Origin of the sequence: Amycolatopsis sp. NBC_00438 (assembly GCF_036026695.1) — a bacterium.
In the GTDB taxonomy this organism is placed as follows: domain Bacteria; phylum Actinomycetota; class Actinomycetes; order Mycobacteriales; family Pseudonocardiaceae; genus Amycolatopsis.
Genome location: NZ_CP107923.1, coordinates 3438458 through 3460122, shown reverse-complemented (window position 1 = coordinate 3460122; position 21665 = coordinate 3438458). Strand labels below are relative to the sequence as shown.

17 protein-coding genes are annotated in these 21665 nt (G+C 70.6%); 13 read left to right on the top strand and 4 right to left on the bottom strand.

Going from position 1 to position 21665, the window contains the following annotated elements; all coding sequences use genetic code 11:
* Positions 1-56 precede the first annotated feature (56 nt).
* From araB to mmsB, 6 genes are read left to right on the top strand one after another with little or no spacing between them, the layout of a single operon-like run.
* On the top strand, positions 57-1688 hold the full coding sequence (araB, locus tag OG494_RS15130; RefSeq protein ID WP_328456106.1) for a ribulokinase: 1632 nt from the start codon (positions 57-59) through the stop codon (positions 1686-1688).
* Positions 1688-2365 carry an L-ribulose-5-phosphate 4-epimerase gene (locus OG494_RS15125; protein ID WP_328456104.1) on the top strand — a complete coding sequence of 226 codons (678 nt, stop codon included), beginning with the start codon at positions 1688-1690 and terminating at the stop codon, positions 2363-2365. Before araB ends, OG494_RS15125 begins: the two co-directional genes overlap by 1 nt.
* A 17-nt stretch (positions 2366-2382) precedes the next feature.
* Positions 2383-3891 carry an L-arabinose isomerase gene (araA, locus tag OG494_RS15120; protein WP_328456102.1) on the top strand — a complete coding sequence of 503 codons (1509 nt, stop codon included), beginning with the start codon at positions 2383-2385 and terminating at the stop codon, positions 3889-3891.
* Positions 3892-3919: 28 nt separating this feature from the next.
* The gene (chvE, locus tag OG494_RS15115; RefSeq protein ID WP_328456100.1) at positions 3920-5026 is read left to right on the top strand and encodes a multiple monosaccharide ABC transporter substrate-binding protein; all 1107 of its coding nucleotides are present in this window, start codon (positions 3920-3922) and stop codon (positions 5024-5026) included.
* A complete protein-coding gene (gene mmsA / locus OG494_RS15110; RefSeq protein WP_328456097.1) occupies positions 5023-6543 on the top strand; it encodes a multiple monosaccharide ABC transporter ATP-binding protein in 1521 nt (506 codons plus the stop codon). Before chvE ends, mmsA begins: the two co-directional genes overlap by 4 nt.
* Complete coding sequence (gene mmsB, locus OG494_RS15105) at positions 6540-7760, top strand: multiple monosaccharide ABC transporter permease (RefSeq protein ID WP_328456095.1); 1221 nt, start codon at positions 6540-6542, stop codon at positions 7758-7760. The genes mmsA and mmsB overlap by 4 nt, the downstream gene beginning before the upstream one ends.
* Positions 7761-7831: 71 nt before the next feature.
* Here mmsB and OG494_RS15100 read toward each other — a convergent pair whose 3' ends face one another.
* Entirely contained in the window at positions 7832-9331 is a 1500-nt protein-coding gene (locus tag OG494_RS15100) for a DUF1996 domain-containing protein (RefSeq protein WP_328456094.1), read from the bottom strand.
* Between the two features lie 246 nt (positions 9332-9577).
* On the opposite strand from OG494_RS15100, the gene OG494_RS15095 reads away from it, so the two are divergent.
* Genes OG494_RS15095 through OG494_RS15085 form a run of 3 tightly spaced genes read left to right on the top strand, consistent with a single transcriptional unit; the run spans position 9578 to position 11897 of the window.
* A complete protein-coding gene (locus tag OG494_RS15095) occupies positions 9578-10000 on the top strand; it encodes a YunG family protein (RefSeq protein ID WP_328456093.1) in 423 nt (140 codons plus the stop codon).
* A gap of 34 nt (positions 10001-10034) precedes the next feature.
* Positions 10035-11159, top strand: coding sequence for an acyl-CoA dehydrogenase family protein (locus OG494_RS15090; RefSeq protein ID WP_328456091.1), 1125 nt, complete (start codon positions 10035-10037; stop codon positions 11157-11159).
* A 24-nt stretch (positions 11160-11183) separates the two neighbouring features.
* Positions 11184-11897, top strand: coding sequence for a class I SAM-dependent methyltransferase (locus tag OG494_RS15085; RefSeq protein WP_442874409.1), 714 nt, complete (start codon positions 11184-11186; stop codon positions 11895-11897).
* Here the strand turns inward: OG494_RS15085 and glpK (OG494_RS15080) are convergent.
* The gene (glpK, locus tag OG494_RS15080; RefSeq protein WP_328456088.1) at positions 11894-13843 is read right to left on the bottom strand and encodes a glycerol kinase GlpK; all 1950 of its coding nucleotides are present in this window, start codon (positions 13841-13843) and stop codon (positions 11894-11896) included. The genes OG494_RS15085 and glpK (OG494_RS15080) overlap by 4 nt on opposite strands.
* 307 nt (positions 13844-14150) lie before the next feature.
* Positions 14151-14903 (bottom strand): IclR family transcriptional regulator, encoded by a 753-nt coding sequence (locus OG494_RS15075; RefSeq protein WP_328456086.1) that lies wholly within the window; start codon positions 14901-14903, stop codon positions 14151-14153.
* Positions 14904-15054: 151 nt separating this feature from the next.
* Between OG494_RS15075 and OG494_RS15070 the strand changes: the two genes are divergently transcribed.
* Genes OG494_RS15070 through glpD form a run of 3 tightly spaced genes read left to right on the top strand, consistent with a single transcriptional unit; the run spans position 15055 to position 19115 of the window.
* Positions 15055-15873: an MIP/aquaporin family protein gene (locus OG494_RS15070; RefSeq protein ID WP_328456084.1), complete on the top strand. Its 819-nt coding sequence runs from the start codon at positions 15055-15057 to the stop codon at positions 15871-15873.
* 13 nt (positions 15874-15886) lie between these two features.
* Entirely contained in the window at positions 15887-17404 is a 1518-nt protein-coding gene (gene glpK, locus OG494_RS15065) for a glycerol kinase GlpK (protein WP_328456082.1), read from the top strand.
* Between the two features lie 4 nt (positions 17405-17408).
* Positions 17409-19115: a glycerol-3-phosphate dehydrogenase gene (gene glpD / locus OG494_RS15060; protein ID WP_328456081.1), complete on the top strand. Its 1707-nt coding sequence runs from the start codon at positions 17409-17411 to the stop codon at positions 19113-19115.
* Between the two features lie 79 nt (positions 19116-19194).
* Here the strand turns inward: glpD and OG494_RS15055 are convergent, their stop codons facing one another.
* Positions 19195-20058 carry an aminoglycoside phosphotransferase family protein gene (locus tag OG494_RS15055; protein WP_328456080.1) on the bottom strand — a complete coding sequence of 288 codons (864 nt, stop codon included), beginning with the start codon at positions 20056-20058 and terminating at the stop codon, positions 19195-19197.
* Positions 20059-20149: 91 nt separating this feature from the next.
* Between OG494_RS15055 and argG the strand changes: the two genes are divergently transcribed.
* Positions 20150-21607: an argininosuccinate synthase gene (gene argG, locus OG494_RS15050; RefSeq protein ID WP_328456078.1), complete on the top strand. Its 1458-nt coding sequence runs from the start codon at positions 20150-20152 to the stop codon at positions 21605-21607.
* Positions 21608-21665: the final 58 nt, after the last annotated feature.

Below are 21665 nucleotides of genomic sequence, written 5' to 3'. Positions count from 1 at the left end.
GGACGCGATGGCTTCAGCCGTGGTTGTTAACGCTAACAGAAGGAAGTGAACCGGCAGTGTCAGCAGATCCCCTCGTCGTCGGCATCGACTTCGGCACGCTCTCCGGGCGCGCGGTCGTCGTCCGTGTGCGGGACGGCGCCGAGCTGGGCAGCGCGGTGTCGGAGTACCGCCACGGCGTCGTCGACCGCGAGCTCCCGGCGACCGGGCGGGCGCTGCCACCGGAGTGGGCGCTGCAGGTGCCCTCGGACTACGTCGACGTGCTGCGCACCGCCGTCCCCGCCGCCTTGGCCGCGGCCGGCGCCGACCCCGCCGACGTGCTCGGCGTCGCCACCGACTTCACCGCCTGCACGATGGTTCCGGCCACAGTGGACGGAACGCCGCTGTGCGAGCTGCCCGGGTTCGAGGAAAACCCGCACGCCTACGTCAAACTCTGGCGCCACCACGCCGCCCAGCCGCAGGCCGACCGGATCAACGAGCTGGCCCGGGCGCGCGGCGAGAAGTGGCTGCCGCGCTACGGCGGGCTGATCTCCTCGGAGTGGGAGTTCGCCAAGGGCCTCGAAGTGTTCGAAGAGGCGCCGGACGTCTACGCGGCGATGCGGCACTGGGTCGAGGCGGCCGACTGGATCGTCTGGCAGCTGACCGGGACGTACGTCCGCAACGCGTGCACGGCCGGCTACAAGGGCATCCTGCAGGACGGCCAGTACCCCGGGCGCGACTTCCTCCGCGAACTCGCGCCCGGGTTCGAGTCCTTCGTGGCCGACAAGCTGGACCACCCGCTCGGGCAGCTCGGCGTCCGGGCGGGCGGCCTCACCGCCGAAGCGGCCGCGTGGACCGGACTGCCCGAGGGCATCGCGGTCGCCGTCGGGAACGTCGACGCGCACGTCACCGCACCCGCCGCGCGAGCCGTCGACCCCGGGCAGCTCGTCGCGATCATGGGCACCTCGACGTGCCACGTCGTGAACGGCGCCGAACTGCGCGAGGTGCCCGGCATGTGCGGGGTCGTCGACGGCGGGATCGTGCCCGGGCTGTGGGGGTACGAAGCCGGCCAGAGCGGCGTCGGCGACATCTTCGGCTGGTTCGCCGAGCACTTCGCCCACGAGAGCCACGACCAGCTCACCCGACTCGCCGCTCAGCAGGAGATCGGCGAACACGGCCTGCTCGCGCTGGACTGGCACAGCGGCAACCGCTCGGTGCTGGTCGACCACGACCTCTCCGGCGTGGTCGTCGGGCAGACCCTGGCCACCCGCGCCGAGGACGTCTACCGCGCGCTGCTGGAGGCCACCGCGTTCGGCACCCGCAAGATCGTCGAGACGTTCACCGAAGCCGGCATCCCGATCACCGAGCTGATCGTCGCGGGCGGGCTGACGAAAAACGCCCTGCTGATGCAGATCTACGCCGACGTCACCGACCTCCCCCTGTCGGTCGTCGGCTCGGCGCAGGCACCCGCGCTCGGCTCCGCGATCCACGCCGCCGTCGCGGCCGGGGCGTACCCGGACATCCGCGCGGCCGCCGGGGCGATGGGCTCGGCCCGCTCCGCCGTCTACCGGCCGGTGCCCGCGCACGTCACGGCCTACGACGAGCTCTACGCCGAGTACACCACCCTGCACGACTACTTCGGCCGTGGTGCCAACGACGTCATGCACCGCCTCGCCGCCCGCCGCCGAGCCGTCGCGAAAGGACGGTCCTGATGTCCCTGACCGGTGAAGTCCTCGACACCGTCGCGGAACTGCGGGAGACCGTGGCGAGCCTGCACGGCGAGTTGACCCGCAACGCGCTGGTCATCTGGACCGCGGGCAACGTCTCGGCGCGGGTGCCCGGCCGGGACCTGATGGTCATCAAGCCGTCCGGGGTGTCCTACGACGACCTGTCCGCGGACACCATGGTCGTCACCGACCTGCACGGCGAACTGGTGCACGGCGAGTTCGCGCCGTCGTCCGACACCGCCGCGCACGCCTACGTCTACCGGCACATGCCGGAGATCGGCGGCGTCGTCCACACGCACTCGACCTACGCCACCGCGTGGGCCGCGCGCGGCGAGCCGATCCCGTGCGTGCTCACGATGATCGCCGACGAGTTCGGTGGCGACGTCCCGGTCGGCCCGTTCGCGCTGATCGGCGACGACTCGATCGGCCGCGGCATCGTCGAGACCCTGCGCGCCAGCCGCTCGAAAGCGGTGCTGATGCGCAGCCACGGCCCGTTCACCGTCGGCCGCACCGCCCGCGACGCCGTCAAGGCGGCCGTGATGGTCGAGGACGTCGCCCGCACCGTGCACAAGGCCTTCGAGCTCGGCACGCCCGAACCCCTGCCGCCCGAGGACGTCGACCGGCTCTACGCCCGGTACCAGAACGTCTACGGCCAGCACTGATCTCGATGAGGAGAACGATGACTTCCGCGGCCAAACCCCAGCTCTGGTTCCTGACCGGGAGCCAGGCGCTCTACGGCGAGGAGACCCTCGAGCAGGTCGCCGGCCAGTCCCTGCGCATCCAGCAGCTCCTGGCGGGCGCCGGCGGGCTGCCGGCCGAGATCGTCGGCAAGCCGGTGCTGACCGAGGCCTCCTCGATCCGGCGGGTGCTGCAGGAGGCCAACGCCGACGCCGCGTGTGTCGGCGTGATCGCCTGGATGCACACCTTCTCACCGGCGAAGATGTGGATCACCGGGCTGGACGCGCTGCGCAAGCCGTTGCTGCACCTGCACACCCAGCTCAACGAAGCACTGCCGTGGTCCACGATCGACATGGACTTCATGAACCTCAACCAGGCCGCGCACGGCGACCGCGAGTTCGGGTTCATCCAGACCCGCCTCGGCGTCCCGCGCAAGACCGTGGCCGGGCACGTCACCGATCCCGCCGTCGTCGCCCGGATCGACGCGTGGGCGCGCGCCGCGATCGGCGCCGGCCACCTGCGGAACCTGCGCCTGGCCCGGTTCGGCGACAACATGCGCGACGTCGCGGTCACCGAGGGGGACAAGGTCGAGGCCGAGCTGCGCTTCGGCGTCTCGGTCAACACCTACGGCGTCAACGACCTGGTCGAAATCGTGGACGCCGTGTCCGAAAAGGACACCGTGGATGACCTGCTGGAGCGGTACGCCGAGGACTACACCGTCGCCGGTGAGCTGGCCGCCGGGGGAGCGCGGCACGAGTCGCTGCGCTACGCGGCGAAGATCGAGGCCGGCCTGCGGAAGTTCCTCGACGACGGCGGGTTCGGCGCCTTCACGACGAACTTCGAGGACCTCGGCGGCCTCCGGCAGCTGCCCGGCCTGGCGGTCCAGCGGCTGATGGCCGACGGCTACGGCTTCGGCGGCGAGGGCGACTGGAAGACGTCCGCGCTGCTCGCCGCGGTCAAGGCGATGGGCACCGGCACCGGGCGCGGGACGTCGTTCATGGAGGACTACACCTACCACTTCGGGCCGGGCACGCCGAAGATCCTCGGCGCGCACATGCTGGAGGTCTGCCCGAGCATCGCCGCCGCGACGCCGTCGTGCGAGATCCACCCGCTGGGCATCGGTGGCCGCGAGGACCCGGTGCGGCTGGTGTTCGACGCCGCCCCCGGGCCCGGCGTCACCCTCGGCCTGGTCGACATCGGCGACCGGTTCCGGCTCGTGGCCAACGAGATCGACGTCGTCCCGCCCGACGAGCCGCTGCCGAACCTGCCGGTCGCGCGGGCGGTGTGGCAGCCCGCGCCGACCCTGGCGACGTCCGCGGAGTCGTGGATCACCGCGGGCGGCCCGCACCACACGGTGCTCACCCAGGCCGTGGGCACCGAGACGCTGCGCGACTTCGCGAACCTGCTCGGCGTCGAGCTGCTGGTGATCGACAAGGACACCACGCCGCACGGCTTCGCCGACCGCATTCGCTGGAACCAAGCGTATTACCGGCTCGCACAAGGCTTCTGAAGAGGCTTCTGAGAAAGGAAAAGGAACAATGAAGTTCACCAGGACAATGGCGGGGATCGCCGCCGCGGGGCTCGTGCTCACGCTCTCGGCGTGCGGCTCGAGCCAGAAGACCGCCGACCAGGCGCCGGCCGCCGGCGCCGGTGGCGCGGCGGGCAGCCTGGTCGGCGTCACCATGCCGACCAAGTCGTCGGAGCGCTGGATCCACGACGGTGACAACATCAAGTCCGCGCTGGAGAAGCTCGGCTACAAGGTCGACCTGCAGTACGCCGAGAACGACATCCCGACGCAGGTCAACCAGATCGAGAACCAGATCACCAAGGGTGCGAAGCTACTGGTCATCGCCTCGATCGACGGCACCGCGATCACCACGCAGCTGCAGGAGGCGGCCGACCGCAAGATCCCGGTCATCGCCTACGACCGGCTGATCCGCAACTCGCCGAACGTCGACTACTACGCCACCTTCGACAACTTCAAGGTCGGCGTCGAGCAGGCGAACTCGCTGGTCAAGGGCCTCGGCACCGGCGCCGGTCCGTTCAACGTCGAGCTGTTCGCCGGTTCGCCCGACGACAACAACGCGACGTTCTTCTTCAACGGCGCGATGTCCGTGCTCAAGCCCCTGATGGACAGCGGCAAGCTGGTCGTCAAGAGCACCCAGACGGACTTCGCCCGCGCGGCGATCCTGCGCTGGGACCCGGCCACCGCCCAGCGGCGGATGGAAGACCTGCTCACCAAGACCTACACCGGTGGCGCGAAGGTCGCGGGCGTGCTTTCGCCGTATGACGGCCTGTCGATCGGCATCCTCTCGGCGCTGAAGAGCAACGGCTACGGCACCGCCGGCCAGCCGTACCCGGTGGTCACCGGGCAGGACGCCGAGGTCGCGTCGGTCAAGTCGATCATCGCCGGCGAGCAGTACTCGACGGTCTTCAAGGACACCCGCATCCTCGCCGACACCACGGTGAAGATGGCCGACGCCGTGCTCAAGGGCGGCAAGCCCGAGGTCAACAACACCACCGACTACGACAACGGCAAGAAGGTCGTCCCGTCGTTCCTGCTGCAGCCGGTGACCGTGGACAAGGCCAACTACCAGAAGGAGCTCGTCGACTCCGGCTACTACACGGCAGGTCAGCTGAAATGACCGAACTGCTCGGCATGCGCGGGATCACCAAGACCTTCCCCGGGGTCAAGGCGCTGTCGGACGTCACCCTTTCCGTGAACAGCGGCGAGATCCACGCGATCTGCGGGGAGAACGGCGCCGGGAAGTCCACCTTGATGAAGGTGCTTTCCGGCGTCTACCCGCACGGGACGTACGACGGCGAGATCCACTTCGACGGGCAGCGGTGCGAGTTCGGTTCGGTGCGCGACAGTGAGCGGCGCGGAATCGTGATCATCCACCAGGAGCTCGCGCTGTGCGGGCAGCTCTCGATAGCGGAGAACATCTTCCTCGGCAACGAACGCGACAAGCGGGGCTGGATCGACTGGAACCGCACCAACCACGAGGCCGGCGCGCTCCTGCGGCGCGTCGGCCTCGCGGAGGCCCCGGTGACGCCGGTGCGGGACCTCGGTGTCGGCAAGCAGCAGCTCGTCGAGATCGCCAAGGCACTGTCCAAAGAGGTCCGGTTGCTCATCCTCGACGAGCCGACCGCGGCGCTCAACGACGAGGACTCGGCGCACCTGCTCGACCTGCTGCGCGAGCTGCGGTCCGACGGCGTCACGTGCGTGATCATCTCGCACAAGCTCGGTGAGGTGACGGCGATCGCCGACACCGTCACGATCCTGCGCGACGGCCGCACGATCGACACCCTCGACGCGGCCGGCCTGACCGAGGAACGCATCATCACCGGGATGGTCGGGCGCGACCTCGAACACCGGTTCCCGCCCCGGGAACCGGACATCGGGGACGAGGTGCTGCGGATCGAGGACTGGACGGTGCACAGCCCGACGCAGGCGGGCCGGGTGGTCGTCGACCACGCGAACCTCAGCCTGCGCCGCGGTGAGGTCGTCGGGCTGGCCGGGCTGATGGGCGCCGGCCGCACCGAGCTCGCGATGAGCGTGTTCGGCCGCTCCTACGGCAAGGACATCACGGGGCGGGTGTTCAAGCACGGCGAGGAGATCGACGTCCGGTCGGTGCGTGACGCCGTCCGGCACGGCATCGCCTACGCCACCGAGGACCGCAAGCGCTACGGGCTCAACCTCATCGAGGACATCCAGCGCAACGTGTCCGCGGCGGGGCTGGGCAAGCTCGCCAGGCGGGGCTGGGTCAACGAGCACGCCGAGCACGACACGGCCAACGGGTTCCGCCGGGACCTGCGGATCAAGGCGCCGACCGTGCAGAGCGTGACCGGGAAGCTCTCCGGCGGCAACCAGCAGAAGGTCGTGCTGGCCAAGTGGATCTTCACGGACCCGGACGTGCTGATCCTCGACGAGCCGACCCGCGGCATCGACGTCGGCGCGAAGTTCGAGATCTACTCGATCATCAACGAACTGGCCGCGCAGGGGAAGGCCGTGCTGGTCATCTCCTCCGAGCTGCCGGAGCTGCTCGGGCTCTGCGACCGGATCTACGCGCTCTCGGCCGGGCGCATCACCGGCCAGGCGACCCGTGCGGAAGCCACCCAGGAACTGCTCATGCAGTACATGACGAAGGAACGGGAATGACCACGACCGAAGCGCGGCCCGACGCGCCCCCGGTCGAGCACTCCGCCCGGCGGATCTCGATCAACCCGCGCCAGAGCGGCATCTACGTCGCGTTCGCGCTGATCGTGGTGCTGTTCGAGGTGCTCACCGGTGGCGCGCTGCTGGAACCGCAGAACATCTCCAACATCATCGTGCAGAACTCCTACGTGCTGATCCTCGCGATCGGGATGATCCTGGTGATCATCTCCGGGCACATCGACCTGTCCGCCGGGTCGGTCGTCGCGGTGACCGGCGCGGTGTCGGCCGTGCTGATGGTGAACTGGCACCTGCCGTGGTTCTGGGCGGTGCTGATCACGCTCGTCGTCGGCGCGGTGATCGGCGCCTGGCAGGGCTACTGGGTCGCCTACTTCGGGATCCCGGCGTTCATCGTGACGCTGGCGGGGATGCTCGTGTTCCGCGCGCTGACCCTGACGGTGCTGGGCAACCAGGGCATCGGCCCGTTCCCGGACACGATCCGCACGCTGTCGAACGGCTTCACCGACGGCTACCTGGGCAACATCGCGCTCGGCCCGCTGGGCGGCGCCGACCTGGTCTCGCTGCTCGCCGGCGTCGCCGCCGTGGCCGGGATCGTGTTCACCCAGTGGCGCAAGCGCTCGGCGCGGCTGGGTTACGGCCAGGACGTCGACCCGTTCGCGATCTTCGTGCTGAAGATCGCCGGTGTCGCGGTGATCGTGCTCGCGCTGGTGGTGCAGCTGGCCCGGTTCAAGAACCTGCCGTGGGTGCTGATCCTGCTGGCGGCGCTGGTGCTCGGGTACTCGCTGGTGGCCGGGAAGTCGGTGTTCGGCCGGCACATCTACGCCGTCGGCGGCAACCTGCAGGCCGCGACGCTCTCGGGCGTCAAGGTCAAGTCGGTGACGTTCTGGATCTTCGTCAACATGGGCGTGCTGGCGGCCCTGGCGGGGATCATCTTCGCGGGCCGGCTCAACCAGGCGGGCCCGACGGCGGGCATCAACTACGAGCTGGACGCGATCGCGGCGGCGTTCATCGGCGGCGCGGCGGTGCAGGGCGGCGTCGGCAAGGTGGTCGGCGCGATCACCGGCGGCCTGATCATGGCGGTCATCAACAACGGCATGTCCCTGATCGGTGCCCCGAGCGAGCGGGTGATGCTGGTGAAGGGCGTCGTCCTGCTGGCCGCGGTGGCCTACGACATCTGGACCAAGCGCCGCGCGGCGTCGTAGTCCGAAAGCCGTGAATGGCCCCTTGAGGGACGCTGAGTCCCTCAAGGGGCCATTCACGGCTTTTCAGTGGGTCACTGCGAGCACTTGCGGCCGCTGTTGATGCACTTGACGACCTGGTTCATCAGGCACTGGCCCATGACGTTGGCGAAGTCGTCGTGGTCCGAGCGGGGGTTGTGGCTCTCCTGCGGGAAAGCGTCCACTTTGTACTGGCCCTTGACCTGGATGTCGTGCGGGATGTTGTAGACGAGCTTGATCACCAGCTGCGGCACGTTCTTGAAGCCCTGCGGGCACTTGCCCTGCTGGTCGGCGAACACGATGTGCGTGCGGTGGTTCGTGCTGTCGATGTTCTTGCCGTCCCAGCAGTTCGGGAAGGCGTGGATCCGCTCGACCTTGCTGTTGGCCGGGCAGATCGGGTAGTGGTCGGTCAGCCGGTCTTCGAAGCCGGTGCAGGTCCAGCTCGCCCGGGCGTTGGCCGGGCCGTTGGTGCTCTGCTTGGCGTCGCCGTAGAGGATGCGCAGGAACTGCGGCATCGCCACGACCTTCCGCGCGCCACCGCTGGTGAACGTGATGGTGGCGGACTGGACGCGCTGGATCTCGCCGTCGTTGCCGGCGACCTCGTTCTTGTCGTTCACACCGGGCAGTTCCGCGGCCGCGCCGTCGGTCTGCTTCTGCTGCTTCTGGCCGGCCGAGGCGTTCTTGTCGCCGTTGCTGGCCTGGCCGCCGTTGTCGAGGCCGCCCTGGCCGCCCTGCTTGAGCGCGCACGCGGCGAGCCCGCCGAGGTTCGTCGGCTTGGCCGCCGTGCGCCCGATCGCGATGGCGATCCGGTCGAGCACCGCGGTCCGCTTGTCCTTGAGCGGGCCGACGACGGCGTTCTGGACGTCCTGCGGCGTCTTCAGGTCACCCTTGGCGATCCGCTTGTTCGCCTCGTCGATCTGCTGGTCGATCAGCGTGAGGTTGCGGTTCACCTCGTCCATCGCCTGGTCGGGGACGTCTTCGGGCAGCTGGCTCGCGACGTCCGGGCAGTCGACCTGCGTGGACGCGTTGTCCTTGGCGGCGCCCGCGCGATCGCTCGCCGGCACGCTGGCGGGCGGGTTCGCCTCGGCTTCCTCTTCCTCGCCGGTGTCGATGCGCACGACGGGCCAGAAGTAGGCGGACTTGTCGCCGTTGCGGCAGGTGGTGCCGGCCTTCGACAGGCTCTTGTTGTTCGAGTCGGCGTTGGTGGAGAGGTTGCCGACGTAGTCGTGCAGGTGCTGGGCGCCGTTGCGGATACCCGGCTGCGCGATGAAGTTGTCGGGGTTGAAGTGGCCGTTCTCGTTGCGGCCGCAGTTCACCGTGAACGTGCCGCGCGCGCCCTTCTGCTGCAGCGCCTTGTTCACGAAGTTGCCGGCGGGGACCTTCGCGATGTCCAGGAAGAACGACGGGTCGGCGGGGTCGGCGCTGGCTTCACCGGTCTTGCCGGCGGTGGTCGCGACGACGATGCCGCCGACGGCGATCGCGAGAGCGAGACCGCCGGTGGCGATCTTCGTTCTGCGGGAGACGCGGTGCCGGCCCGTGGCGGGGGATCGGGACATGGAGTTGTTCACCTCGTTAGGTTTTCCGGGCACGGCGGAGAAAGCTGCGTGCCCGGCTGGGAGAACGCGCGGAACCCGGGGGAGTGGCATCGCACGCGGTTGTCGGGGACCGCGCCCGGCGCCACTGGTTCCGGCATTGGCTGAAACGGCCGTGAGCCGGGGCCGGTTCAAACCGCGATTCGGCCGTTATCGTTTCGTTACCTCGGGTCCGGCGGTAGTGTTGCGGTGACTCGAGCCGGAGGACGGATGACAGCTGTGTGGTCGTTGACGGAGCTGGAGGTCGCGTTCCGGCTTTCCTGGGACGAGCGGACGTGCGATCCGTCCGACACGTGGGACGCGGCGAATCCCGCCGCCGGGCACTGCAGCGTCACCGCGATGGCCGTGGCGGAACTCCTCGGCGGCGTCCTGCTCTGCTCGGAGGTGTTCCGGCGCGACGGTGAGCGCGCCGGCCTGCACTACTGGAATCGCCTGCCCAGCGGCCTGGAACTCGACATCACCCGGGAACAGTTCCGCGACGGCGAGCAGCTCGGCCCGGTGTCCGCGCGCGAGCCGATCCGCCGTCCCACCGCGCGGATGGCCACGCGGTACGACCTCTTCGCGTCGCGCGTACGCGCCTGCCTGGGCAGCTCGGTGCCGGAGGGAATCCCGGCTCCGGACCCCGGTTCCTGATCCGGCCGGGGCCCGGTGCCTCTACGATGACCCGATGGCGTCGGACTGGGGGAGCACGCCGGCCTTCGAGGCGGCGTTGACGGAAGTGGCCCGGCGCGCCGGGGAGTTCACGCGGTTGCGGCACATCCCCCGCGACGTCGTCGACAAGTTCAAGCTCGCCGGGTTCTACCGGGCGGCCACGCCGCGCCGCTTCGGCGGTGACGCCTTGCCGCCCGCGGAGTTCCTCCGCATGGTCGAGCGGATGTCCGAAGTGGACGGCTCGGCCGGCTGGGTCGCCGGTTTCGGCTCGTCGGGCGTCTACTTGGCCGCGTTGCCGCCGGAAACCCAGGCGCGGCTCTACGCCGACAGCCCGGACCTCGTGTTCGCCGGCGCGCTCTTCCCGGTGCAGCCCGCCGAAGAGGTCCCGGGCGGCTTCCGGGTCCGCGGCCGGTGGCGCCTGGCCAGCGGCAGCCTCGCGGCGGACTACCTGGGTGTCGGAATCGGGGACGGCTCGTCCGGGCGGCCGCGCACCGCCGTCCTGCCGGCGTCGCAGGTCGAGGTCGTCGACACGTGGGACGCCGTCGGGCTGCGGGGCACCGGCAGCCACGACCTGCGGGTGGACGGCGTCGTCGTCCCGGCCGAGTGGACGTTCGTCCGCGGTGGCGGCGCGACCGTCGACGAGCCCCTCTACCGCTACCCCGTGCTCGCCTACGCCGCCCAGGTGCTCGCGGTGGTGAACCTCGGCATCGCCCGCGCCGCGCTGAACCACGTGACCGGGTTCGGGGCGGGCCGTGCCGGGCTCACCGGCGGCCCGAAGCTCGCCGACCGCGCGTACGCGAGGATCGCTCTCGCGAAGGCCGAAGCGGACCTCCGCTCGGTGCGCGCGTTCTTCTACGAAGCCACCGAAGAGGTCTACGAGACGGCGTTGTCCGGCACACCCGGTCCGGAGCAGGTGAGCCTGCTCCGGCTCGCGGCGGCGCACGCGGCGCGGGTCGGCCACGACGTCGTCCGGGCCGCGTTCACCCTCGGCGGCACCGCCGCGATCGACACCGACCATCCGCTGCAGAGGTACCTGCGCGACGCTGCTGTCGTGCCGCAGCACGCGTTCCTCACCGAAGGCGTGTACGAGGGCGCGGGCGCGGTGTTCTTCGGCGCCGATCCGTTCCCCGGCTACCTCTGAACGGTTCGTGCCAGGATGGGCCGGATGGCTCAGGAAGCGAGTGACTACGACGGTTTCGCCGAGACTTATTCGGTCGAGAACGAGACCAGCCTGATGAACGCCTACTACGAACGGCCCGCTGCCCTGGCCCTCGCGGGAGACGTGGCCGAACGGCGGATCCTCGACGCCGGCTGCGGCTCGGGTCCGCTGTTCGCGGCGCTGCGCGACCGAGGTGCGCTGGTGACCGGCTCCGACCGGAGCGCCGGGATGGTGGCCCAGGCGCGGCAGCGGCTCGGTGACGACGCGGACCTGCGGGTCGCCGACCTGGCCGACCCGCTGCCCTTCCCCGACGACGCCTTCGACGACGTCATGGCGTCCCTGGTGCTGCACTACCTGGAGGACTGGACGCTGACGCTGGCCGAGCTGCACCGGGTGCTCCGGACCGGCGGGCGGCTCATCGCGTCGGTCAACCACCCGATGATGGTCAACCTCACGCACCGCGCGGAAGGTCTCCGGCCGGACTACTTCGAGCGCTACACCTGGACCGACGAGTTCGTCCTGCAGGGGCGGACCTGCAGCATGACGTTCTGGAACAAGCCGCTGCACGCGATGACCGACGCCTTCACCGCGGCCGGCTTCCGGATCGCCGTCATCGATGAACCGCATCCCGTGCCGGAGGCCCGCGAGGTGTACCCCGAGGACTTCCCGATCCTCGACACCTTCCCGACCTTCCTGTTCTTCGTCCTGGAAGCCGCCTAGAGGCGCAGCCGGTCGCCGAGTTCCCGGATGTGCGCGGCGTCGCCGCTGCCGAGGTCCAGCTGGCGGCGGCGTTCCGCGGCGAACGCGCGTCCCAGACCCGTTCGGTCCGATGTGGACATCGTGGCGCGCAGCTCGTTCAGCAGCCCGCGTTCCTCGCCGCGGACGTGCGCGTCGACGAGGTTCTCCAGGCGCTGCAACGCCTTCTCGAAGTCGCCGGGTTCGAGGACGGCCAGCAGGTCGTCGGCGAACAAGCCGCCGGGATCCTCCGGGCGGACGATCCGCTCGGTCGCCGTCGCGTGCGCGACCAGCAGCGACGCCAGTTCGGCGACCAAGGCCGGGTGGTCGGCCTCGGTGTTGCGCAGGTCGCGGAAGAGCTGCTCGAACCGGCGGTGGTCGGCCAGCAGCACCTCGACCAGGTCCGAGCCGGGGGCGACGGCGGCCGGACCGGGACGCATCCAGCCGAACGTCAGCTCCACGGCCTGGCGCCAGTGCGCGTATTCGGTGGTGCGGCGGGTGGGGTCCATCGCGGGCAGCCACTGCCCGGCGCGGTGCCAGTTGCGCCGCAGGCCTTCCAGGTCCGGCCAGTACCCGACGGACAGCCCGGCCGCGTAGGCCGCGCCGAGCGACACCGTCTCCGCCACCATCGGCCGGACGACGGGCACGTCGAGGACGTCGGCGACGAACTGCATGAGCAGGTTGTCCGCGGTCATCCCGCCGTCGACCTTGAGCGTCTTGAGGGCCAGGCCCGAGTCGGCGTTCATCGCGTCGACGACCTCGCGGGTCTGCCAGCCGGTCGCCTCCAGCACCGCCCGCGCCAGGTGGCCCTTGGTGATGTAGGACGTCAGCCCGGCGATCACGCCGCGCGCTTCGCTGTGCCAGTGCGGCGCGAACAGCCCGGAGAACGCGGGGACGATGTAGCAGCCGCCGTTGTCGTCGACGGTCCGGGCGAGGGTCTCGATCTCGGGCGCGCTGCCGATCAGTTCGAGGCCGTCGCGGAACCACTGGACCAGCGACCCGGTGACGGCGATCGAGCCTTCCAGGGCGTACACCGCGGGCTCGTCGCCGATCTTGAAGCCGACGGTGGTGAGCATGCCGTGGGTGGACAGCACCGGCGTCGGGCCGGTGTTGAGCAGCAGGAAGCTGCCGGTGCCGTAGGTGCACTTCGCCTCGCCGGGCGCGAAGCAGGTCTGGCCGAACAGCGCCGCCTGCTGGTCACCGAGCGCGGCGGCGATCCGGATGCCGGGGACCACGCGCGAAGTGGTGCCGTACACCTCGGTCGACGAGCGGATCTCCGGCAGCATCGCGCGCGGGACGTCGAAGAAGTCGAGCAGCTCGTCGTCCCAGTTCAGGGTGCGCAGGTTCATCAGCATGGTGCGCGAGGCGTTGGTGACGTCGGTGACGTGCACGCCGCCCTCGGCGCCGCCGGTGAGGTTCCAGATCAGCCAGCTCTCGATGGTGCCGAAGAGGACGTCGCCGCGCTCGGCGCGCTCGCGCAGGCCGGGCGTGCGGTCCAGGAGCCAGCGGATGCGCGGCGCGGAGAAGTAGGTGGCCAGGGGGAGGCCGCACAGCTGCCGGACGCGGTCCGCGCCGGGCTCGCGGGCGAGCCCTTCGAGCATGGCGTCGGTGCGGGTGTCCTGCCAGACGATCGCCCGCCCGACGGGGTTGCCGGTGCGCCGGTCCCACACGACGGTGGTCTCGCGCTGGTTGGCGATCCCGAGCCCGACGACCTGGTCCGCGGTCGCCCCGGCGTCGGCGAGGGCCTGCGGGACGATCCTGCCGACGTTGCGCCAGATCTCGGTGGCGTCGTGCTCGACCCAGCCGGGCCGCGGGAAGTGCTGCTGGTGCTCCCGCTGCACGACGGACACGAGCCGGCCGCGGGCGTCGAACAGGATGCACCGGGTCGAGGTGGTGCCCTGGTCGATGGACATCACGTACCGCTGGACCACGGACGCACCTCCTGCACACTCGAGTGACCGCGCCGGCTCGGCGATGTGGCCAGGCGCTGCGCGCTGCTCGCGCTCAAGGATGCGGCCGCCAGGGCACGAGGCCGGCGACCGCGGCGTCCCGGAACGGCCGACACACCGCCGGCAGCGGCCAACACACCGCCCGGAGTGGCCAACCCGCTGCCCGGAACGGCCAACTCGCTGCCCGGAGTGGCCAACACGTCGAGGGGCGCGCCGTGTCGGCTGCCGCAGGCGCCGTGTCGGCCACTCCGGGCGGGGCCTTGGGCCCCGCCACCGCGCGGTGGCCGGGTCACCATCGGGACGCGCCCAGGTCGCGGGACACCGCGCGGGCCGCGTCGCGGACGTGGCCGAGCAGCTTCGGGTTGGGGCTGCCGTCGGGCTCGCAGATGCGGTCCGCCGCTCCCGACACGCCGATCGCGCCGACGACGATGCCGCCGTGGCCGCGGATCGGGGCCGCGATGCCCGCTTCACCCGAGATCATCTCGCCGTTCTCCACCGCCCAACCCGCTTCGCGCACCTTCGCACAAGCGCGCTTGATCGCCGTCGGGGTGGTCAGGGTGCGGCGGGTGTAGGCGTCGTGGGACGCCACGAGCGTCGTGTCGTAGGCCAGCAGGACTTTGCCCAGCGACGTCGCGTGCAGGGGCAGCAGCGTGCCGACGTCGAGGGTCTGCAGGCTGTCGTCCGGGCGGAACACGTGGTGCACGACCAGCACGCGGCCCTCCAGGGGCGCGCCGATCCGGACGGCCTCGCCGCTGCGCGACGCCAGCGCGTCGGCCCAGTTGATCGCGCGGGAGCGCAGCTCGTTGACGTCCAGGTAGCTCGTGCCCAGGTGCAGCAGCGTGGCGCCGAGCTGGTACTTGCCCGTGTCGCGGTCCTGCTCGACGAACCCGACCCCCTGCAGCGTCCGCAGGATGCCGTGCGCCGTGCCTTTGGCCAGTTCGAGGGATTCGGCGATCTCGCCGACGCCGAGACGCCCCGAGCCGCGCGCCAGCAACCGCAGGATCGCGGCGGCGCGCTCGATGGACTGGATCGGACCCGGCACGTTCGCGACCCTAGCCCGACCGGCCTCGATTCGACAATGTCGAACATCGTCTTCGCCCGTTCGACAATGCCGACCGGCCTCCGTTGACCCGCTGTGACGGGCGGGCTTGGCTGGAGGAACCAGGGGGAACTGGTCCTTTGTGGAGGAAGCAATGGCGCGAAACCTCAAGGCCCACGGGCTCGCCGGCGAGATGGCCGCCGAGTTCGTGGGGACGATGATCCTCATCCTGTTCGGGTGCGGGGTGGTGGCGCAGGTCGCCGCCGCGGGCATCGGGGACCACGACAGCATCGCCTGGGCGTGGGGCATCGGCGTCACGCTCGGTGTCTACGTCGCTTCACGGGTGAGTGGCGCGCACCTCAACCCGGCCATCACCGTGGCCCTCGCCGTGTTCAAGGGGTTCTCCTGGCGCAAGGTCGCTCCCTACGCCCTGGCCCAGACCGCCGGCGCGTTCCTCGCCGCGATGCTCGTGCGCTGGAACTACACCGAGATCCTCAACGCCAAGGACCCCGGCCTGACGATCAAGACCCAGGGCGTCTTCTCGACGCTGCCGGGCAACGGCACGCTCCCGGTGGGTGACTGGGGCGCCTTCCGCGACCAGATCATCGGCACCGCGATCCTCGCCCTGGTGATCTTCGCCATCACCGACCTGCGCAACACCGCCCCCGGCGCCAACCTCGCCCCGGTCGTCATCGGCTTCCTGGTCGTCGCCATCGGCATGGCCTGGGGCACCAACGCCGGGTACGCGATCAACCCCGCCCGCGACTTCGGCCCGCGGCTCGCGTCCTGGCTCACCGGCTACGACACGGCGTTCACCGACCAGTACGGCTACCCCTATTGGTGGATCCCGATCGTGGCACCGGTCCTCGGCGCCGTCATCGGCGGTGCGATCTACAAGTACCTGATCGAGCGGTTCCTCCCGACCGACCAGTTCGACACCGTGTCCACCAAGGACCTCGAGCCCGCTGCCTGAGAAGGGGAACACCATGCCTGACTTCGTCGGCGCCGTAGACCAGGGCACCACCAGCACCCGCTTCATGATCTTCGACCGCGGCGGCAACGAGATCGCCCGCCACCAGCTGGAGCACGAGCAGATCCTGCCCAAGCCGGGGTGGGTCGAGCACGACGCCACCGAGATCTGGGAACGCACCCGCTCGGTCATCGCGACCGCGCTCAACAAGGCCAACCTGACCGCCGGCGACCTGGCTTCGCTCGGCATCACCAACCAGCGTGAGACCACCGTCGTGTGGAACCGCCGCACCGGCCGCCCGTACGGTCACGCCATCGTCTGGCAGGACACCCGCACCGACCGGATCGCCTCCGCGCTGGAGCGCTCCGGAAAGGGCGAGGTCATCCGACGCAAGGCCGGCCTGCCGCCCGCGACGTACTTCTCCGGCGGCAAGCTGCAGTGGATCCTCGAAAACGTCGACGGCGTCCGCGAAGCCGCCGAGGCGGGCGACGCGCTGTTCGGCACCACCGACTCGTGGCTCATCTGGAACCTCACCGGCGGCCCGGACGGCGGCGTCCACGTCACCGACCCGACCAACGCGTCGCGCACCATGCTGATGGACCTCGAAACCCTCGACTGGGACGACGAGCTGCTGTCGTTCTTCGACGTGCCGCGCCGGATGCTGCCGAAGATCCGGCCGTCGTCGAACCCGGGCTTCTTCGGCACGACCCGCACCGGCGGCCCGTTCGGCGGCGAGGTCCCGATCGCCGGCGTGCTCGGCGACCAGCAGGCGGCCACCGTCGGGCAGGTCTGCTTCCGGCCCGGCGAGGCCAAGAACACCTACGGCACCGGCAACTTCCTGCTGCTCAACACCGGCCACGAGCTGGTCCGCTCGAAGCACGGCCTGCTCACGACGCTGTGCTACCAGTTCGGCGACGAGAAGCCGGTGTACGCGCTGGAAGGCTCGATCGCCGTCACCGGCTCGGCCGTGCAGTGGCTGCGCGACCAGCTGGGCATCATCAGCGGCGCGGCGCAGAGTGAGAGCCTGGCCCGCCAGGTCGAGGACAACGGCGGCGTCTACTTCGTCCCGGCGTTCTCCGGCCTGTTCGCGCCGTACTGGCGCTCCGACGCGCGCGGCGCGATCGTCGGCCTGACCCGCGCGACGACCAACGCGCACATCGCCCGGGCGACGCTGGAAGCGATCTGCTACCAGACCCGCGACGTCGTCGAGGCGATGCAGAACGACTCCGGCGTCACGCTCGACGTGTTGCGAGTGGACGGCGGCGTCACCGCGAACGAGCTGTGCATGCAGCTGCAGGCGGACATCCTCGGCGTGCCGGTGTCGAAGCCGGTCGTCGCCGAGACCACCGCGCTCGGCGCCGCCTACGCGGCCGGGCTGGCCGTCGGCTTCTGGCGGTCGGCCGACGAGCTGGAACAGAACTGGAACGAGGACAAGCGCTGGGAGCCGTCGTGGACGGACGACCAGCGTGCGGAGGGCTACGCGGGCTGGCAGAAGGCCGTCGGCCGCACGCTCGACTGGGTAGACGTGGAGTGAAGAAATGACCAAGAGGAACACCGTGACACCGCTTTCCCCGCTGTACCGCGCGGAAACGCTGCGCAAGCTGGCCCGCGAAGAGGTCGACGTGCTGGTCGTCGGCGGGGGAGTGACCGGCGCGGGTGCCGCGCTCGACGCGGCGTCGCGCGGGCTGTCCGTCGCGCTGGTCGAGGCGCGGGACTTCGCCGCCGGGACGTCCAGCCGGTCGTCCAAGCTGATCCACGGCGGCCTGCGCTACCTGGAGCAGCTGGACTTCAAGCTGGTGCGCGAGGCGCTCAAGGAACGCGGCCTGCTGCTGCAGACCCTCGCCCCGCACCTGGTGCGGCCGGTGAAGTTCCTGGTGCCGCTGACGCACCGGGTGTGGGAGCGCGGGTACATCGGCGCCGGCGTCACGCTGTACGACACGCTCGGCGGCGCCCGCGCCCTGCCGCGGCACCGGCACCTGTCCAAGCGCGGCGCGTTCAAGGCGGCGCCGGCCCTGGCCGACGACGCGCTGGTCGGCGCGATCCAGTACTACGACGCCCAGGTCGACGACGCCCGCCACACGATGACCATCGCGCGGACGGCGGCCGAGCAGGGCGCTTCGGTGCTGACCCGGGCCCGGGTGACGTCCTTGCTGCGTGACGGCGAGCGTGTCGTCGGCGCGAAGGTCGTGGACCGCGAGAGCGGCGTCGAGTTCGAAGTCCGGGCTCGCACGGTGATCGCGGCGACGGGCGTGTGGAGCGACGACATGTCCGAGGCGGCGGGGATCCCCGCGCCGTTCACGGTGCGCGCGTCCAAGGGCATCCACCTGGTGGTGCCGCGGGAGAAGATCGACCTCGACACCGGGCTGATCCTGCGCACCGAGAAGAGCGTGCTGTTCGTGATCCCGTGGGGCAAGCACTGGCTCGTCGGCACCACCGACACCGAGTGGGACCTCGACCGCGAGCACCCGGCGGCGAGCCGCGCGGACGTCGACTACGTGCTGGAGCACCTCAACGCGGTGCTGCGCACGCCGGTCACGCACGACGACATCGAAGGCGTCTACGCCGGTCTTCGCCCGCTGCTGGCGGCGAAGGCGGCCGCGACGACGAAGCTGTCGCGGGAGCACGCGGTGGCCCACCCGGTGCCGGGCCTGGTCATCGTGGCCGGCGGCAAGTACACGACGTACCGGGTGATGGCCGCGGACGCGGTCGACGTCGCGGTCGAGGAGGTCGGCCGCCCGACCCCGCCGTCGTGGACCGACCGGCTGCCGATCGTCGGTGCGGCCGGCTACCACGAGCTGTGGGACGGCCGGTTCGAGCTGGCGTCCCGGGCGGGCCTGCCGGTGGCGCGGATCGAGCACCTGCTGGGCCGCTACGGCTCGGCGATCGAGGACATCCTGGCGTCGGTCGCCGAGCGCCCGGAGCTGGGTGCGCCGCTGCCGGGCGCGGCGGAGTACCTGAAGGCGGAGGTGGTGTACGCGGTCTCGCACGAGGGCGCGTTGCACCTGGAGGACGTCCTCACCCGGCGGACGCGCATCTCCATCGAGGAACGCGACCGCGGTGTCACGGCGGCGCCGTGGGTCGCGGAGCTGATGGCCCCGCTGCTGGGCTGGGACGCGCCCAAGCAGGAGCGCGAGGTGGCGAACTACGTCGCCCGCGTCGAGGCGGAGCGCACGGCGCAGGAGGCCCCGGACGACGAGGCGGCGAACGCCAGCCGCCTCACCGCGCCGGCCCTCCTCCCGAGCTGACCTGCACCCCTGCACCCCCGCAAGCCCCGGAAAGCCGTGAAGGCCTCCTTACCGGCTCTTATGGCCGGTAAGGAGGCCTTCACGGCTTTGGACCGCAGCCGAGTTCGGCCAGGACGTAGCGGGCGTTGGCGGAGATGACGGCGTTCGTGTGGCGGTAGTAGGGGAGCTGGATCACGGCCATCGACAGCGCGCGGCCGCGGCCGCGTGCCCAGGCCGCGTCGTCGGCGCCGACGGCGTCGCGGAAGGCCGGGCGTGTGGCCTCGGTGAGCAGGTTCCACGCCGGGATCAGGTCGCAGGCCGGGTCGCCGATGCCCGCGGTGGCCCAGTCGAGGACGGCCGTGAGGTGTCCATTGTGGACCAGAAGGTTGCTCGGCATCAGGTCTCCGTGGACCCAGCCGTTCGCTGGGACCGGGGCTTCCAGGGCCTCGGTCCAGACGGCGAGGGCGGCTGAGGCGTCGAACGGCTCGTCGGTGTGGCGCAAGGCCTCGACGGCGTTGCGGGTCGCGTGGTCGAGGAGCGCCAAGGGGCCGCCGCGGTAGGCCGGCGGACCGTCGGTCTTCGTGCGCCGCACCGCGAGGACGAACTCCGCCAGCGCCTCCGGGACGAACGGGTGGCCTTCGAGGGCGGGCTCGCCGTCGAGCCACCGATGCACCGCCCACGGCCACGGGTAGCCCTCGCCGGGTTCGCCGATCCCGGCGACGACCGGGACCGCCACCGGCAAGCCATCGAGCGTCGCCAGCAGCCGCTCCTCCTTCGCGACGTCCGCGGCGCCCCCGGCGGTCCGGGGGAGCCGGACGGTGAAGTCGTCGCCGAGGCGGTGGACGGCGTTGACCGTGCCGCCCGAAGCGAGCGGCGTGACCGGGAGTGCGGCCCACGGGGGGAACTGCGCGCGCACCAGCCGCCGGACGAGGGCGGTGCTGATGGTGGGCTCGTCGGGATGCATGCCGTTACCGAATCAGCAGGTCAGGCCGAGGTCAACAGACTTCCGAGACCCCGAATTGCACGATGATGCATCGACGTGCATAATCATTCGCATGTCCAAGGTGCTCACTTCCCTGCCCGTCGGCGAACGTGTCGGTATCGCCTTCTCCGGTGGCCTCGACACTTCCGTGGCCGTCGCGTGGATGCGCGACAAAGGCGCTGTCCCCTGCACCTACACCGCCGACATCGGCCAGTACGACGAGCCCGACATCGCGTCGGTGCCCGGGCGTGCGCACGCCTACGGCGCGGAGGTCGCGCGGCTGGTCGACTGCCGGGAAGCCCTCGTCGAAGAGGGGCTCGCGGCGCTGACGTGCGGCGCGTTCCACATTCGCTCCGGCGGCCGCAGCTACTTCAACACCACCCCGCTGGGGCGCGCGGTCACCGGCACCCTGCTGGTGCGGGCCATGCTCGAGGACGACGTCCAGATCTGGGGCGACGGCTCCACCTTCAAGGGCAACGACATCGAGCGGTTCTACCGCTACGGCCTGCTCGCCAACCCCTCCCTGCGGATCTACAAGCCGTGGCTCGATGCCGCCTTCGTCACCGAGCTCGGTGGCCGCAAGGAGATGTCGGAGTGGCTGCTGGCGCACGACCTGCCCTACCGCGACAGCACGGAGAAGGCGTACTCGACCGACGCGAACATCTGGGGCGCGACCCACGAGGCGAAGTCGCTGGAGCACCTCGACACCGGTCTCGAGATCGTCCAGCCGATCATGGGCGTGAAGTTCTGGGACCCCGAGGTCGAGATCGCCGCCGAAGACGTCACGATCGGCTTCGAGCAGGGCCGGCCGGTGTCGATCAACGGCAAGGAGTTCGCCACCGCCGTCGACCTGGTGCTGGAGGCCAACGCCGTCGGCGGCCGGCACGGCCTGGGCATGTCCGACCAGATCGAGAATCGGATCATCGAAGCCAAGAGCCGCGGCATCTACGAGGCGCCGGGCATGGCGCTGCTGCACGCCGCCTACGAGCGGCTGGTCAACGCGGTCCACAACGAGGACACCGTCGCCAGCTACCACAACGAAGGCCGTCGCCTCGGCCGGCTGATGTACGAAGGCCGCTGGCTCGACCCGCAGGCGATGATGCTGCGCGAGTCGCTGCAGCGCTGGGTCGGCACGGCGATCACCGGCGAGGTGACGCTGCGCCTGCGTCGCGGCGAGGACTACTCGATCGTCGACACGTCGGGCCCGGCGTTCAGCTACCACCCGGACAAGCTGTCGATGGAGCGGACCGCGGACTCGGCGTTCGGCCCGGTGGACCGCATCGGCCAGCTGACCATGCGCAACCTCGACATCGCCGACTCGCGCGCGAAGCTGGAGCAGTACGCCAGTCTCGGCATGGTCGGCGGTACCGCGCACACGCACCCGAAGCTGATCGGCGCCGCCCAGGCGGCCTCGACGGGCCTGATCGGCGCGATGTCCGAAGGTGGCGCGCAGGTGATCGCTTCACGCGGCAAGGCTTCGGGTGGCGACGAGCTGCTCGACCAGGCCGCGATGGAGTCCGGCACCGACTGACCCGCTAGCGAGAGAAGAGGCCCGGCCGCATGGTCGGGTCTCTTTTCGCGCGCGGAAT